13 protein-coding genes are annotated in these 17,321 nt (G+C 34.8%); 10 read left to right on the forward strand and 3 right to left on the reverse strand.

Annotated elements, in window-relative coordinates; genetic code table 11:
* The 10 genes from FLB_RS12555 to queG all read left to right on the forward strand — a co-directional run.
* The coding region (locus tag FLB_RS12555; RefSeq protein WP_064716304.1) for a c-type cytochrome at nucleotides 1-1,159 on the forward strand (1,159 nt) is incomplete at its 5' end.
* Nucleotides 1,160-1,194: 35 nt separating this feature from the next.
* Nucleotides 1,195-4,281, forward strand: a complete 3,087-nt coding sequence (locus tag FLB_RS12560; protein WP_064716305.1) for a TAT-variant-translocated molybdopterin oxidoreductase — start codon at nucleotides 1,195-1,197, stop codon at nucleotides 4,279-4,281.
* A 35-nt stretch (nucleotides 4,282-4,316) separates the two neighbouring features.
* Nucleotides 4,317-5,720, forward strand: a complete 1,404-nt coding sequence (nrfD, locus tag FLB_RS12565; RefSeq protein WP_064716306.1) for an NrfD/PsrC family molybdoenzyme membrane anchor subunit — start codon at nucleotides 4,317-4,319, stop codon at nucleotides 5,718-5,720.
* Complete coding sequence (locus FLB_RS12570; protein ID WP_064716307.1) at nucleotides 5,713-6,237, forward strand: DUF3341 domain-containing protein; 525 nt, start codon at nucleotides 5,713-5,715, stop codon at nucleotides 6,235-6,237. Before nrfD ends, FLB_RS12570 begins: the two co-directional genes overlap by 8 nt.
* A gap of 8 nt (nucleotides 6,238-6,245) precedes the next feature.
* On the forward strand, nucleotides 6,246-6,791 hold the full coding sequence (locus tag FLB_RS12575) for a c-type cytochrome (RefSeq protein WP_064716308.1): 546 nt from the start codon (nucleotides 6,246-6,248) through the stop codon (nucleotides 6,789-6,791).
* Between the two features lie 27 nt (nucleotides 6,792-6,818).
* On the forward strand, nucleotides 6,819-8,291 hold the full coding sequence (locus FLB_RS12580; RefSeq protein WP_064716309.1) for a hypothetical protein: 1,473 nt from the start codon (nucleotides 6,819-6,821) through the stop codon (nucleotides 8,289-8,291).
* Nucleotides 8,292-8,311: 20 nt separating this feature from the next.
* Entirely contained in the window at nucleotides 8,312-9,466 is a 1,155-nt protein-coding gene (locus FLB_RS12585; protein WP_064716310.1) for a cytochrome c oxidase subunit II, read from the forward strand.
* A gap of 28 nt (nucleotides 9,467-9,494) precedes the next feature.
* Nucleotides 9,495-11,291, forward strand: coding sequence for a cbb3-type cytochrome c oxidase subunit I (locus FLB_RS12590; RefSeq protein WP_064716311.1), 1,797 nt, complete (start codon nucleotides 9,495-9,497; stop codon nucleotides 11,289-11,291).
* A gap of 73 nt (nucleotides 11,292-11,364) precedes the next feature.
* Complete coding sequence (gene ruvB / locus FLB_RS12595; RefSeq protein WP_064716312.1) at nucleotides 11,365-12,387, forward strand: Holliday junction branch migration DNA helicase RuvB; 1,023 nt, start codon at nucleotides 11,365-11,367, stop codon at nucleotides 12,385-12,387.
* 2 nt (nucleotides 12,388-12,389) lie between these two features.
* Complete coding sequence (gene queG / locus FLB_RS12600; protein WP_064716313.1) at nucleotides 12,390-13,313, forward strand: tRNA epoxyqueuosine(34) reductase QueG; 924 nt, start codon at nucleotides 12,390-12,392, stop codon at nucleotides 13,311-13,313.
* Here the strand turns inward: queG and FLB_RS12605 are convergent.
* From FLB_RS12605 to FLB_RS12615, 3 genes are all read right to left on the reverse strand, one after another.
* Nucleotides 13,308-14,333 carry a LacI family DNA-binding transcriptional regulator gene (locus tag FLB_RS12605; RefSeq protein ID WP_064716314.1) on the reverse strand — a complete coding sequence of 342 codons (1,026 nt, stop codon included), beginning with the start codon at nucleotides 14,331-14,333 and terminating at the stop codon, nucleotides 13,308-13,310. The genes queG and FLB_RS12605 overlap by 6 nt on opposite strands.
* A gap of 149 nt (nucleotides 14,334-14,482) precedes the next feature.
* Nucleotides 14,483-15,502 carry a LacI family DNA-binding transcriptional regulator gene (locus FLB_RS12610; protein ID WP_064716315.1) on the reverse strand — a complete coding sequence of 340 codons (1,020 nt, stop codon included), beginning with the start codon at nucleotides 15,500-15,502 and terminating at the stop codon, nucleotides 14,483-14,485.
* Nucleotides 15,503-15,627: 125 nt separating this feature from the next.
* Nucleotides 15,628-17,316, reverse strand: coding sequence for a glycoside hydrolase family 13 protein (locus FLB_RS12615; RefSeq protein ID WP_064716316.1), 1,689 nt, complete (start codon nucleotides 17,314-17,316; stop codon nucleotides 15,628-15,630).
* Nucleotides 17,317-17,321: the final 5 nt, after the last annotated feature.

Raw genomic sequence — 17,321 nt, forward strand, 5'->3', positions numbered from 1 at the left:
ATTTAATGCTAATTGTGCGGCTTGTCATAAATTAGATGCTAAAGCTACAGGTCCTGCTTTAAGAGGAGTTGCTTCTAAATATGAAATGTCTTGGATTTACAAGTGGGTTAAGAATAGCTCTGATTTGATTAAATCAGGTGATGCTGCTGCTGTAAAAGTATTTGAAGAAAATAATAAGGCAGTGATGACTGCTTTTCCTCAATTGTCTGAAGGTGACATCGATAATATTATAGCTTATACATCTGAGCCTAAGGCAGAAGCTCCTGCTGCGGCTACAAGTGCTACTGCTGTAGATGCTAATAAAGCTAGTGATGGTGGAATAAGCAACAATGTGATTCTTGGTGCTTTGGCATTGGTAATGGCTATGTTGGTTGTTTTGTTGTTTTTGGTAAACAATGTTCTAAGAAAAGTAGCTAAAGCAAATGGGATCCAAGTTGAGCCTAAAGTTCCATCATTACCAATTTGGAAAGCCTTTGCCAAAAACCAGTTTTTGGTTTTAGTTTCTGCTATCTTTTTGTTGTTGTGTAGTGCTTACTTTGTTTATGGGTATTTAATGCAAATTGGTGTAGATCAAGAATATGCTCCAATTCAGCCTATTCATTATTCGCACAAAATACATGCTGGAGATAATGAAATCAATTGTAAATATTGTCACTCAGCTGCTCGTGTTAGTAAAAACGCTGGTATTCCTTCTTTAAATGTATGTATGAACTGTCATAAAAATATCTCAGAAGTGGCTGAAACTACTGCTACGCCTGAGTACAGCAAAGCTTTTTATGATGAGCAAATTCAAAAATTATATGCTGCTGTAGGTTGGGATAAAACTACACAATCTTACACTGGTAAAACACAACCTGTAAAATGGGTTCGTATTCATAACTTGCCAGACTTCGTGTATTTCAATCACTCACAACACGTAACTGTTGCAGGAATTGAATGTCAAACATGTCACGGTCCTGTTGAAACGTATGAAATTCAAAAACAATTTGCTCCATTAACAATGGGATGGTGTGTTGATTGTCACAGAAAAACGGATGTTAAGACTGAAGGTAACGAGTACTATACCAAAATTCACGAACAACTTTCAAAAAAGTATGGTGTTGAGAAATTAACAGCTGCTCAAATGGGAGGTTTAGAGTGTGGTAAATGCCACTATTAAAAAAAAATTATTAAGATTTAATATTTATATATAATATGTCATCAAACAAAAAATACTGGAAAAGTGTTGAGGAGCTAGACGGAAATAGCTCTATTGTTGAGGCGCTTAAGAATAACGAGTTTGTTGAAGAAATTCCTACTGATGAATTTTTGGGAAATAGTGATAAATTATCTTCTTCCACTTCACGTCGTGACTTTTTAAAGTACGTTGGTTTTAGTACTGCAGCTGCTACATTGGCTGCTTGCGAAGGGCCTGTTAACAAATCAATACCGTATGTGTTGCAACCTGAGGAAATCATTCCAGGAGTAGCGGATTATTATGCTACAACTGTATTTGATGGTTTTGATTTTGCCAATTTATTGGTTAAAACTCGTGAAGGGCGACCTATTAAAATCGATAATAATACAATTGCAGGTGCTAAATTTTCAGCGAATGCAAGAATACATGCGTCTATATTGTCATTGTATGATAATATGCGTTTGAAAGAACCTAAAGTCGCAGGAAAAGCTGCTTCTTGGTCTTCAGTTGATTCCAATTTGAAATCAAGTATAGCTGAAGCTAAAGCAAAAGGTGGTCAAGTAGTTTTGCTTACCAATACTTTAGCAAGTCCTTCAACAGAAAAATTGATTGCTGAGTTTACAGCTAAAAATCCTAATGCAAAGCATGTTGTTTACGATGCTGTTTCTTCTTCTGAAGCGTTAGATGCATTTCAAACTGTTTATGGAAAAAGAGCCTTAGTTGATTATGATTTTTCTAAAGCGTCTTTGATTGTTTCAGTTGGTGCTGATTTCTTAGGTGACTGGCAAGGTGGAGGTTTTGATGCTGGTTATGCACAAGGCAGAATTCCTAAAGCTGGAAAAATGTCACGTCATTTTCAATTTGAAGCGAATATGACACTTTCTGGTGCTGCTGCTGATAAAAGAATTCCAATGACTGTTGCAAATCAAAAGCAAGCATTAGTTCAAATATATAATATTGTTACAGGTAACGCTGTTGGAGTTAAGCTAGATGATAAATTCAAAGCTGAAGTTACAAAAGCTGCTCAACAATTGAAATCTGCAGGTTCCAAAGGAGTTTTGGTTTCTGGGATTCAAGACGTAAATGCGCAGTTATTAGTTTTGGCTATTAATCAAGCTTTATCAAGCGAAGCGTTTGTTACTTCAGGTGCACGTTTGATCAGAAAAGGTTCAAATGCAGCTGTTGCTCAATTATTAAAAGACATGAATGCTGGAACTGTTCATACATTGATTATGAGTGGTGTTAATCCAGTGTATACTTTAGCTGATAGCAAATCATTTGTTGATGGTTTGAAAAAAGTTACCACTTCTGTTGCTTTAACAATCAAAGAAGATGAAACTGCCTTATTGGCTACTATTGCTGCTCCAGTTCCTCATTATTTAGAGTCTTGGGGTGATTTGCAATTAACTGAAGGTACTTATAGTATTACTCAACCAACCATTCGTCCTTTATTTGATACCAAACAATTTCAAGATGTTTTGTTATCATTAAATGGTATTCCTGGCGCATATTATGATTACTTAAAAGCGGTTTCGTCTGCAAATTTTGCAGGTTCTAGCTGGAATAAAGTGTTACATGATGGGGTTTATGTTGGTACAGTTGGTGCTGCTTCTGCTGGAACAGCTAACTATGGTGCTGCGGCAACTGCCTTAGCTAGTGCATCAACTGCTAAAGGTTTGGAATTGGTATTGTATACTAAAACGGGTATGGGTGATGGTCAACAAGCCAATAACCCTTGGTTGCAAGAGTTTCCAGATCCAATTACAAGAGTTTCTTGGGACAACTATATTACAGTTTCTAATGCAGATGCTGCTAAAATTGGATTATCAAACGAAATTGTTGCTAATGGTGGTTTAAACGGTTCTTATGTAACTTTAACTGCTAATGGTGTTAAGCTAGAAAAAGTACCTGTTATTGTTCAACCGGGTCAAGCGGTAGGTACTATCGGTATGGCTCTAGGGTATGGACGTAAAGCTGCTTTAAAAGAAGAAATGCAAGTAGGTATTAACGCTTACACATTATATAAAGACTTTAATGATTTACAAAATGTAACTTTAGAAGTTGCTTCCGGAGAACATGAGTTTGCTTGTGTTCAAGGTCAGAAAACTTTGATGGGGCGTGGTGATATTATTAAAGAAACAACTTTAGAGATTTTTAATACTAAAGATGCTGAAGTTTGGAATGAGAAACCAATGGTATCTTTAGATCATAAAGAAGTAGAGGCTACTTCTGTAGGGTTATGGGATTCTTTTGATCGTTCTATTGGGCATCATTTTAATCTTTCAATCGATTTGAATGCTTGTACAGGTTGTGGCGCTTGTGTTATTGCTTGTCATGCTGAAAATAACGTGCCTGTTGTAGGTAAAGATGAAATTAGAAGAAGTAGAGATATGCATTGGTTGCGTATCGATAGATATTATTCTTCTGAAAGTACTTTCGAAGGTGATAATAAGAAAAAGGAGGAATTAGATGGTTTAGATTTGACAGGTTTTGTTCTTGGAGATGAAGAAACCAAAGGCTCTTTAGGAGGGTTTAGAAAAATGGAGAAAGCTGCGGATAATCCACAAGTTTCTTTCCAACCTGTAATGTGTCAACACTGTAACCATGCACCATGTGAAACAGTTTGTCCAGTTGCAGCAACTTCTCATGGTCGTCAAGGTCAAAACCAAATGGCATATAACCGTTGCGTTGGTACTCGTTACTGTGCGAACAACTGTCCATATAAAGTGCGTCGTTTTAACTGGTTCTTGTACAACAAAAACAGTGAATTCGATTATCATATGAATGATGATTTGGGTAGAATGGTATTAAATCCAGATGTTAACGTTCGTTCTCGTGGAGTTATGGAGAAATGTTCTATGTGTATTCAAATGACACAAGCAACTATTCTTAAAGCGAAAAGAGAAGGTAGAGCGATTAAAGATGGTGAATTCCAAACCGCTTGTTCTAATGCTTGTTCTTCTGGAGCAATGATCTTTGGAGATGTTAACGATAAAGAAGCTGTAGTTGCTAAATTGGCTGCAGATGAAAGATCTTATCATTTGTTAGAGCATGTTGGAACTAAACCAAATGTGGTTTACCAAGTTAAAGTTAGAAATATCTAGTAAAAAAAATTAATTAAGAATCAATATAAAGGATTATGTCGTCTCACTACGAAGCAGCCATTAGAAAACCCTTAGTTATAGGTGATAAATCTTATCACGATGTAACTGTAGATGTAGCAGCACCTGTTGAAGGTAAAGCTAATAAGCATTGGTGGATTGTATTCACAATCGCATTAACCGCTTTCCTTTGGGGATTGGGTTGTATTATTTACACAGTATCTACCGGTATCGGAACTTGGGGATTAAACAAAACAGTTGGATGGGCTTGGGATATCACCAACTTCGTTTGGTGGGTAGGTATCGGTCACGCTGGTACGTTAATTTCAGCTGTACTTTTACTTTTCCGTCAACGATGGAGAATGGCTATTAACCGTTCTGCGGAAGCCATGACTATCTTCTCGGTTATTCAAGCAGGTTTATTTCCTATCATACACATGGGACGTCCATGGTTAGCATATTGGGTACTTCCTATTCCTAATCAGTTTGGTTCTTTATGGGTTAACTTTAACTCTCCATTACTTTGGGACGTATTCGCAATTTCAACGTATTTGTCAGTTTCATTAGTTTTCTGGTGGACTGGACTTTTACCTGACTTTGCTATGTTACGTGATAGAGCTGTTACTCCTTTTAATAAAAGAGTTTATTCTATATTGAGTTTTGGATGGAGTGGACGTGCAAAAGATTGGCAACGTTTCGAAGAGGTTTCTCTTGTATTAGCAGGTTTAGCAACGCCACTTGTACTTTCTGTACACACCATTGTATCGATGGACTTTGCAACTTCTGTAATTCCAGGATGGCATACCACCATTTTCCCTCCTTACTTTGTTGCTGGAGCGGTTTTCTCTGGGTTTGCTATGGTTAATACCTTGCTTATCATTATGAGAAAAGTATCTAACTTAGAGGCTTATATTACTGTTCAACATATCGAGTTAATGAATATCGTAATTATGATTACGGGTTCTATTGTAGGTGTTGCTTACATCACTGAATTATTCATTGCTTGGTATTCAGGTGTAGAATACGAACAATATGCTTTCTTGAACAGAGCTACTGGTCCATATGCTTGGGCTTATTGGGCAATGATGACTTGTAACGTATTTTCTCCGCAATTTATGTGGTTGAAGAAATTAAGAACCAGTATTATGTTCTCTTTCGTTATCTCGATTGTAGTGAATATTGGAATGTGGTTTGAGCGTTTTGTAATTATTGTGACTTCATTGCACAGAGATTATTTACCATCTTCTTGGACCATGTTTTCGCCAACCTTTGTTGATATTGGTATTTTTATTGGTACTATTGGATTCTTCTTTGTATTGTTTTTATTATATTCTAGAACTTTCCCTGTTATCGCTCAGGCTGAAGTAAAAACAATATTAAAAGGAAGTGGAGATAACTACAAAAGAGAAAGAGAAGCAAATAAAGATGTACACCATGAGTAATAAAGTAATATACGCTATATACAACGACGACGATGTATTGATGGATGCTGTAAAAAAGACACGTGCAGCACATTATCATATTGAAGATGTTTTTACACCTTTTCCGGTTCACGGATTAGATAAAGCAATGGGATTGGCACCAACTAGATTAGCTATTTGTGCTTTTATCTATGGATTGTGTGGTATTTCATTCGCTACTTGGATGATGAACTATATCATGATTCAAGATTGGCCTCAAGATATAGGAGGGAAACCAAGTTTTAGTTACATTGAAAATATGCCTTCATTTGTTCCAATTATGTTTGAAGAGACTGTTTTCTTTGCTGCTCACTTAATGGTAATTACTTTCTATATGAGAAGTAGATTATGGCCTTTTAAACAAGCCGAAAATCCTGATGTTAGAACTACAGACGATCATTTTTTAATGGAAGTTGCTGTAAATAACAATGAAGAAGAATTAGTTTCTTTTTTCAAAAGTACAGGAGCAGTTGAAGTAAATGTAATAGATAAGAATTAATTGTAGCTATGAGAAGTATATATAAATTAACACTTTTGGCTGGTATTACTTTGTTAGTTTCATCTTGTCACGATAAATTGACACCAAACTATCAGTATTTCCCAAACATGTATGAATCGGTTGGTTACGAAACATATTCCGAATCGAATGCATTTAAAGATGGAAAAGAAGGTCAATTACCCGCAAAAGGGTCTCTAAAAAGAGGATTTGAAGTATATGAATATGAGAATTCTACTGCTGGTTATGAATTGGCTAAAGCTAATTTAAAGTCTCCTTTAGATTCTTTAGAAAGAAATTCAGAAAAAGGAAAAGAACTTTTTGAAATTTACTGCATCAGTTGTCATGGAGCTTCTGGTAATGGTAAAGGTAAATTGGTTGAAAGAGAAAAATTTCTTGGAGTGCCTAGTTATGCTGACCGTCCAATTACTGAAGGTAGCGTATTCCATGTTATCACTTATGGGTTAAACTCTATGGGATCACATGCAAATCAATTGAGTGCTCATGAGCGTTGGTTAGTTGTAGACTATGTTCTAAAACTAAAAAGCGAATTATAATTGTTGAACAAACTGATCGTAATAGATATGTATACATTTTCAAGTAAATTAAAAACTTTTTCTTTTATCCTAATGGCTGTTGGTTTATTAGGTATAGGTTTTGGTTTTTATAGTGCACCAAAAGATATTCAAGATGTGGAAGCACTTCTTGCTGCAGATTCACATGGTGGTCATGGGGAATCAACTCATGCTGCTCCTGCCGAATCACATTCAGCCACTACAGAGACAACTCACGCAGCTCCTATTGAATCTCAAGAAGCACATGGTGAAGCTACTCATGCTGCACCGGTAGAATCTAATGAGGTTAAAGAAGAAGTGAAAAATGCTGCTCCCACTTCACATGATGAACATGCTAAGACTGAAGGTCATGATGCAAAAGTAGATGCCGAGCATACGGAGCATTTAGAGCATGTCTTACATCAATTAAGCAATAAGCCATGGGCTGCTCTTTATGTAGCTTGTATCTTTTTTATGTTGTTATCATTAGGAACTTTAGCTTTCTATGCTATTCAACAGGTTGCTCAAGCTGGTTGGTCTCCAGTTTTGTTTAGAGTAATGCAAGGTATTACGGCTTATTTGCCTGTAGGTTCTGTAATATTCTTTATCATTTTAGTTTTATGTGGATTGCATTTTAACCATTTGTTTATCTGGTTAGATCCTGAAGTGGTTGCTCATGACAAGTTGATACAAACTAAATCGGGTTATTTAAACTTTCCATTTTGGATTATTAGAGCAGGTATCTTTTTATTAGGATGGAATGCTTACAGATATTTTTCAAGAAAAAACTGCTTAGCACAAGATGAGTCAGATGATAATTCTTTCTACAAAAAGAATTTCAAAATGTCTGCTTTGTTCTTAGTTTTCTTTATTGTTACTGAGTCTATTATGTCATGGGATTGGATTATGTCAATTGATCCACATTGGTTTAGTACCTTGTTTGGTTGGTATGTTTTTGCTAGTTTCTTTGTAAGTGGTATTACTACTATTTGTATGATTACACTTTACTTAAAATCAAAAGGTTATTTGGAGCATGTAAACACAAGTCATATACATGATCTAGCTAAGTTTATGTTTGGTATAAGCGTATTTTGGACATACTTGTGGTTCTCTCAATTTATGTTGATTTGGTATGCCAATATTCCAGAAGAGGTTACTTATTTTGTAACAAGAATACAAGATTTTAATTTACCTTTCTTTGGTGCTGTAGCTATGAACTTTTTGTTCCCGGTTTTAATTTTAATTAATACTGATTTCAAAAGAATTACTTGGGTATTGGTTATGGCAGGTACCGTTATATTATTAGGACATTATATTGATTTCTTTAATATGATTATGCCAGGTACAGTAGGTGATCAATGGTTTATTGGGGTTCCAGAAATTTCTTCAGTTTTATTTTTCCTTGGTTTATTTATATATGTTGTTTTTACAGCACTTACAAAAGCACCATTGTTGCCAAAAAGAAATCCTTTTATTGAGGAAAGTAAGCACTTTCATTATTAATATTTTAAACAGAAAAACAGATGACAAGTTTGTTGGTAATTATAGTTTTAGTTTTATTAGCTGTTGCGCTTTGGCAATTGACTAAGATATTTGATCTTACACAAGTAGGTTCAAAATCTGATGATTCTCAAATAGCAACTGATAATGATAATAATATTCAAGGATATTTGATGTTTGGTTTTTTAGCATTCATTTATATTTTTACAATATATGGTTTGTTAAAGTGGGGTGATTTGCCTTTACATACGCCAGCATCAGAACATGGAGGTACTGTTGATAATTTGATGAACATTACTTGGGTTTTAATCTTTACAGTACAAGCAATTACACAGGTTTTATTACATTATTTTGCATTCAAATATAGAGGTAGTAAAGACAAAAAAGCACTTTATTTTGCTGATAACAATAAACTAGAAGCGGTTTGGAGTGTAATTCCAGCAGTTGTTTTAGCAGGTCTTATATTGTATGGCTTATATGCATGGACTAACATTATGTTTATCGATGATGAAGAAGATACTGTAGTTATCGAGCTTTATGCTCAGCAATTTAAATGGACAGCTAGATACGCTGGCGCTGATCAAGTATTAGGTAAGGCTAATGTTCGTTTGATTGATGGTGTAAATTCAGTGGGTATGGATTTAGCGGATAAAAATGCTCAAGACGACTTTTTGGCTACTGAAATTCATATTCCTAAAGGGAAAAAAATACATTTCAAAATGCGTTCTCAAGATGTATTGCATTCAGCTTACATGCCTCATTTTAGAGCTCAAATGAACTGCGTTCCTGGTATGGTTACTGAATTTGCTTTTACTCCAATCTATACTACTTCTGAGTATAGAGAATTACCTTTCATGGTTGAAAAAGTGGCAAGAATTAATGACTTACGCTCTAAAAAGAGTACGGAATTAGTTGCAAAAGGTGGAACAGCTTTAGATCCTTATACTTTTGACTATCTATTGTTATGTAATAAAATTTGTGGAGCTTCTCATTACAACATGCAAATGAAAGTTGTTGTTGATTCTCCAGAAGATTATAAGAAATGGTTGAGTGATAAAGTTGCTTTAGTTAAGGAATATAAAGCTTCAAAAGAAACTCCTGCAGCTGAAGGTGCTTCAGGTTCAGATAGTTTGAATGTAGCAAAGGAACCTGCTGCTGTTAAGGTAGCAATGAAATAATTATTTAAGAATATTTAAAAGTATATATATGTCAGCAGAAGGTCACGATCACGGACACGATCACGAACACGAACATCATCATAAGGATACGTTCATTACTAAATACATTTTTAGTATTGATCATAAAATGATTGCCAAACAATACTTAATTACAGGTATTATTATGGGTATTATTGGTGTTGGAATGTCATTGCTTTTCAGAATGCAATTGGCTTGGCCAGAGGAATCTTTTAAAATTTTCAATATTTTATTAGGTGATAAATTTGCACCAGAAGGAGTTATGGCTAATGATATTTACTTAGCCTTAGTTACAATTCATGGTACCATCATGGTATTCTTTGTATTGACAGCTGGTCTGAGTGGTACTTTTAGTAATTTATTGATTCCGCTTCAAATTGGTGCTAGAGATATGGCCTCAGGTTTCATGAATATGATTTCCTATTGGTTGTTTTTCTTATCAAGTGTTATAATGATTTGTTCTCTTTTTGTTGAGGCTGGACCAGCTTCATCTGGTTGGACAATTTATCCTCCATTAAGTGCTTTACCACAAGCTATACCTGGTTCAGGAACTGGTATGACGCTTTGGTTAGTATCTATGGCAATATTTATTGCATCTTCATTAATGGGATCTTTGAATTATGTTGTAACTGTTATCAACTTAAGAACTAAAGGTATGTCTATGACAAGATTGCCACTTACAATTTGGGCTTTCTTTGTTACTGCTATTATTGGTATCATTTCTTTCCCAGTTTTACTTTCTGCCGCTTTATTATTGATTTTCGATAGAAGTTTTGGTACTTCTTTCTTCTTATCTGATATTTATATTGCGGGTGAAGTTTTACATTATCAAGGAGGTTCTCCAGTGCTTTTTGAGCACCTGTTTTGGTTCTTGGGTCACCCAGAGGTTTACATTGTATTATTACCTGCTTTGGGTATCACTTCTGAAATTATTGCAACTAATTCTCGTAAACCAATTTTTGGCTATAGAGCGATGATTATGTCTATTTTGGCTATTGCTTTCTTATCAACAATTGTTTGGGGTCACCATATGTTTATTTCAGGTATGAATCCATTCCTAGGTTCTGTGTTTACATTCACAACCCTATTGATTGCTATTCCATCTGCTGTAAAAGCATTTAATTACATTACAACATTATGGAAAGGTAACTTGCAATTGAATCCAGCTATGTTGTTTTCAATTGGTTTAGTTTCTACTTTTATTACTGGTGGTTTAACTGGAATTATCCTTGGTGATAGTACTTTGGACATTAATGTACATGACACATATTTCGTAGTTGCTCACTTTCACTTAGTAATGGGTATTTCTGCTTTGTATGGTATGTTCGCTGGTGTTTATCACTGGTTCCCAAGAATGTTTGGTAGAATGTTAAATAAAAATCTTGGATACGTTCACTTTTGGGTAACTGCGGTTTGTGCTTATGGTGTATTCTTTCCAATGCATTTTATCGGTTTAGCTGGTTTACCAAGGCGTTATTATACAAATACTAACTTTCCACTTTTTGATGATTTACAAAATGTGAATGTTTTGATTACTACTTTCGCTTTAGTAGGTGGTGCATTCCAGTTGGTTTTCTTGTATAATTTCTTTGTTAGTATTTTTTATGGTAAAAAAGCAGAACAAAATCCTTGGAAATCAAATACATTAGAATGGACTGCTCCTGTAGAACATATGCATGGAAATTGGCCAGGTGAAATTCCTGAAGTTCATAGATGGCCTTACGATTACAGTAAGCCAGGACATGATGAAGATTTTGTACCTCAAAATGTTCCCATGAAAGTTGGTGAAGAAGTTTTGCATCACTAATTTATAAAAAATAGTAAAAGCCTTTCCGTGTGAAAGGCTTTTTTATTGTAAAGTGTTTTTTTATCTTTATCCAATGAATGAAAATTTAGACCCAACAAATACCAATTATAATTCTGAAGAACTTGATATTGAAAAAAGATTAAGACCTCTTAGTTTTGATGATTTTTCAGGGCAAGATCAAGTTTTAGAAAATCTAAAAGTATTTGTTGCTGCTGCAAACCAGCGTAATGAGGCTTTGGATCACACCCTTTTTCATGGGCCTCCAGGTTTAGGAAAAACTACATTGGCTAATATTCTTGCTAATGAATTACAAGTGGGAATTAAAATTACATCTGGACCTGTACTCGATAAACCAGGAGATTTAGCTGGATTATTGACTAATCTTGAGGAAAGAGATGTTCTGTTTATTGATGAGATCCATCGTTTAAGTCCTATAGTCGAAGAATACTTATATTCAGCTATGGAGGACTTTAAGATCGATATTATGATTGAATCAGGGCCAAATGCAAGAACGGTTCAAATTAATTTAAATCCTTTTACCTTAATTGGTGCAACCACACGTTCTGGTTTATTGACTGCGCCAATGAGAGCTCGTTTTGGTATATCTTCTCGTCTGCAATATTATTCAACTGAATTGTTGACTACTATTGTTGAACGTAGTTCTTCTATTTTTAAAATGCCAATTACCATGGAAGCTGCGATTGAGATTGCTGGTAGAAGTAGAGGGACACCTCGTATTGCGAATGCTCTGTTGCGTAGAGTGCGTGATTTTGCCCAAATTAAAGGGAATGGTACCATCGATATTGAAATAGCTCGTTTTGCTCTTAAAGCTCTTAATGTTGATGCACACGGACTGGACGAGATGGATAATAAGATTTTAATCACAATTATCGACAAATTCAAAGGTGGTCCTGTAGGTTTAACTACTTTAGCAACTGCAGTATCTGAGAGTAGTGAGACTATTGAAGAAGTATATGAGCCTTTCTTAATTCAAGAGGGGTTTATTATGAGAACACCACGCGGAAGAGAGGTAACTGAGAAAGCTTATCAGCATTTAGGTAAAGTTAGAATGAATGTTCAAGGAGGATTGTTTTAGTTTTGATCAATAAGAAAGAAAAATATGCGCAATTTATAAAAGCCGAATCTAAAAGACTCGGCTTTTTGTCTTGTGGGATTTCTAAAGCTGGTTTTTTAGATAAAGAAGCTCCAAGATTAGAAAATTGGTTAAACCAACAAATGAATGGTCAAATGAGTTATATGGAGAATCATTTCGACAAAAGACTCGACCCGACTTTATTAGTTGATGGTGCTAAGAGTGTAATATCCTTATTGTTGAACTATTATCCTTCTGATATACAAAATCCAGATTCTTATAAGATTTCTAAATATGCTTTTGGGCAAGATTATCATTTTGTAATTAAGGACAAATTAAAAGAGTTGTTGTTTTCGATTCAAACCGAAATTGGAGATGTTTCAGGAAGAGCATTTGTTGATTCTGCTCCTGTTTTAGATAAAGCTTGGGCTGCTAAAAGTGGTCTAGGTTGGATTGGAAAAAATAGTAATTTGATCACTCAAAAGGTTGGTTCATTTTATTTTATTGCGGAGTTGATTGTGGATCTTGATTTAGAGTGTGATGATGCTACAACTGACCATTGTGGTACTTGTACCGCTTGTCTTGACGCATGTCCAACACAGGCTATTGTTGCGCCATATGTTGTTGATGGGAGTAAGTGTATTTCCTATTTTACGATAGAATTAAAAGATAATATTCCCATTGAATTCAAAGGAAAATTTGACGATTGGATTTTTGGATGCGATGTTTGTCAAGATGTTTGTCCATGGAATCGGTTTTCGAAATCCCATGAAGAGCCTTTGTTCAATCCAAATCCTGAACTGCTTCAATGGTCAAAAAAAGATTGGGAGGAAATCACATCCGAGACCTTTAATGCTGTTTTTAAAAATTCTCCTTTGAAAAGAACCAAATGGAGTGGCCTTCTGAGAAATATCGATAATTCATTATAATTTCTTACTAGAATCTCTTTCGATAACGCTAGTTTCCAAAATTAAAGTTTTTGGAGTAAACGGAATGTTTTCTTTGTGAGCGTGCATTTCTTCTAATAAAAGATTAAATGATGCTACTCCCATTTCATGACTGGGTTGGTCGATTGTGCTCAATTTTGGAGTCAAAACTTGAGACATAAACCAATTGCTAAAACCGATTACAGCTACTTGTTGAGGCACTTTTATTTGATGGTCGTTAAAGTATGATAAAACGCCTACGGCTATTAAATCTGTTACAGCAAAAACACCATCTACATCTGGATGCTCTTCAATAATTTGTTTAGCAAAATCTAATCCTTCCTGAAAAGTAACATTTTCACAAGTGTAAACCAATTTTGGGTCGTATGGGATTTGATTCTTGTCTAATGTTTTTTTATAACCAATATAGCGATCTATTGAATTTTGTGGGTTTAGGGGGCCTCGAATGTGTGCTATTTTTCTACATCCTTTATCGATTAAATGTTGAGTGGCACTCATCGCTGCTTTTTGGTCATCAATCAAAACCTTCGAACAATTGGCTAATTTGGAAATTTTGTCAAACATTACAAAGGGAATATTTCTATTGATAATTTCTTTGATATGTTCATCAAAATTAGATTCATTAGAAAGTGACATTATAATTCCATCTACCCGTTTATTGATTAACAATTCTACTTGCTTTTTTTCAAGTTCTATAGACTCATTAGATTGTAAGATAATTACTAAGTATCCATTTTTTTCGGCTTCATCAATAATGGCGTTAATCACATTCGAAAAAAAATGATGCATCACTTCAGGAATGATTAATCCGATGGTTTTGGATTCTTTTGTCCTTAAATTCACTGCAAAACTATTGGGTGTATAATGCAAGTCTTTGGCTAAATCTAAAACTGCCTGCTTCGTTTTTTCGCTAACGTCAGGGTAGTTTTTTAGTGCCTTCGAAACTGTAGTTATTGATATACCTAGTTTAGAAGCAATTTCTTTAAGAGTAGTTTCTTTCATGAAGTGTTTCGTAATAGAGGTTTTGAATGGCTTTTGTTTTGTAAGTTTTAGTTAATGAATGTATTAATTGTTTAACTAATATAGATTATTTTTCTAAATTTATTAAACATTATCTTGATTATTTTGTAAAAATCAAGAAACTAAATGATTTATGCGGATCCTCTTTGCAGTAGTGAAGTCTGTAATTCGATAGTTTGAAAAGTTATGGGCTGTTTTTCTTTTTTTAATTGAATTTCTTCAAATAAAATCTCTGCAGCTTTTCTACCTATTTCAAAACCAGGTTGATCTACTGTAGAGAGTTTTGGTGTGGTTATTTCACTTAGGAACGAATTGCAAAATCCAAAAACGGCGATTTGTTGTGGCACTGGAATAGCTAGATTTTGTAAATATTTTAAAACACCAACCGCAACCAAATCGGTTACAGTAAAAATGGCATCTAAATCAGGATGTTGTTCACAAGCTATTTTAGCTGTCGCGTAGCCATCTTCAAAATCAGAAAGACCATCGCATACATATACCAATGAGGAATCATAGGTTATACCATTATCTTCTAATGCTTTTTTATATCCTAAAAAACGATCAATTGAGTTTTGAGGCATGTATGAGCCTCGAAAATGGGCAATTTTTTTCCGTCCTTTTTTGATTAAATAATCTACAGCTTCATAAGCTGCCTTGCGATCATTAATGCTTACCTTGGAGCAATTTACTAGTTTGGCAATTTTATCAAAAAGTACTAATGAAGTATTGTGCGCTAAAATTTTTTTGATGTGATCAAAATCTCCTGTCTCGTTTGATAGTGAAATGATGATTCCATCGACTCTTTTGCTAAGTAAAAGATCAATTTGTTTTTTCTCAAGTTCTAATTTTTCGTTAGAACACAAGACAATTACCATATAATCTCTTTTTTCAGCTTCTTCTAAAACACCTTTAAATACTTTGGAAAAAAATTGAAAATCAATTGTAGGAATGATAACACCAATCGTTTTTGATTCACTTGTTCTTAAGTTTACCGCAAAACTATTGGGGGTATAATTGAGTTGACTAGCTAGTTCGATTACCGCTTTTTTGGTTTTTTCACTAATATCGCTGTAGTTTCGTAAAGCCTTAGAAACTGTTGTTGTGGAGATGCCTAGTTGAGTTGCTATTTGTTTAAGAGTTGCATTATTCATGTGAAAAAAATTGAAAAGTTTGTCTATAAGAATCAATGCAAGAAACAAACATACAATTTATTAGTAGAAGATGATTTCTAAAATGTGATTTGTTTTGGTATTTTATGGTAAAAATGTTAAAAAAATTATTTAATTGCTATGATTGCTGCTTCATAGGGCAGTAATTTGTTGCTTTCAATGCTTTTTTGATTGTAATTTGAAATCAATACATTTGCTCTTAAAATAGAAAAGGGCACTGAAAAAACGGCTTCCTGTGACGTAAAATTTAGTAAAACCAAAATTTTCCGACCATTTAGTTCTCTTAAATAGGCATAAACATTTTCATTTTCTTCGTCCAGTAAAGTATAACTGCCATAAATGAGTGTGGGCTCTTTTTTTCGTAATTGCACCAAGGTTTTAAAATAGTTTAAGGTTGAGTCTACATCATTTTCTTGACTTTCGGCATTGATTGTCGTATGGTTAGGATGTACTTTTAGCCATGGCTTCCCTTCGGTAAAACCTGCATTGGGTGTAGCATTCCACTGAAATGGCGTTCTTGAATTCTCTCTAGAAGCTTGTTTTTGTTCTTCTAAAAAACCTTCTAAATCGCCATTCTGACTTTTGATAAACTCATATTTGTTGATGGTATCAATATCATTATAATCGGATATAGAATCGAATCGTATATTGACCATTCCGAGTTCATCGCCTTGAAAATAATAGGCAGTACCTCGCATGGTTAACACAAAAGTAGTTAGCATTTTGGAACAAATCGCTCTGAATTCACTACTGTCATTACCAAATTTACTCACCATTCTGGGTTGGTCGTGATTCGCCAAAAATATGGATAGCCAGCCTTTGGTTTTGAAGGCATCATCCCAGTGTGTGTAGAGTTTTTTGTAATTTACTATGCCGTAGTTCATAACGTGACTGCCAATTTCTACGCCTTCCAAATGATAGGCCATACTTAGTTCTTTTCGGTCAGGGTCTACAAAAAGTAGGGCTTCTTCTGGAGAGCCACCAGCTCCTTCAGATACGGTCATTACATCATAGTGTTGTAATACTTCTCGATGCATTTCTTGAATGTAATCGTGTAAATGTGGGCCTCGTCCGTAATACTTCATAATTTCAGGAATATTACCTAAAATATCATTTGGAAGTTCGGGAAATGAAGGGTCTTTTGAAATGAATTGAAAAGCATCCATCCTAAACCCATCGATGCCTTTATCGAGCCAAAAACGCATAATAGCATACAATTCCTCTCGTACTTTTGGATTGTTCCAATTTAAATCGGGTTGTTTTACGGAGAAGTAATGAAGATAATACGCATCGGTTGTTGCGTCATATTTCCAAGCATTGCTTTCAACGTCAAACCAACTCCATCGGTAAGGAGGCGTTCCTTTCTCGGCGGGCCACCAGTAATAATAATCGCGATACGGATTGTCTCTTGATTTTCTACTCTCTTGAAACCAAAAGTGTTCATCGCTACTATGATTGAAGACCAAGTCCAAAATGAGTTTGATTCCTCTCTCTTTTAGTCCTTTTAGGAGGATGTCAAAATCTTCCATAGTTCCGAAATCAGCTAAAATTGAGCGATAGTCACTCACATCATAGCCATTGTCATCATTTGGCGATTCGAAAATTGGGTTGAGCCAAATAGCATCAATCCCCAGACTTTTTAGATAATCTAATTTTGAGATAATGCCTTGTAAATCTCCAATACCATCTCCATTACTGTCTTTAAAACTTCTTGGATAAATTTGATAAATCACGGCTTCTTTCCACCATTTTGTGTCTAATGTTGGCGAAATTATTGTGCTGTTATCGAGACTCATAGGGC

The organism is Flavobacterium succinicans (genome assembly GCF_001662485.1).
GTDB lineage: Bacteria > Bacteroidota > Bacteroidia > Flavobacteriales > Flavobacteriaceae > Flavobacterium > Flavobacterium succinicans_A.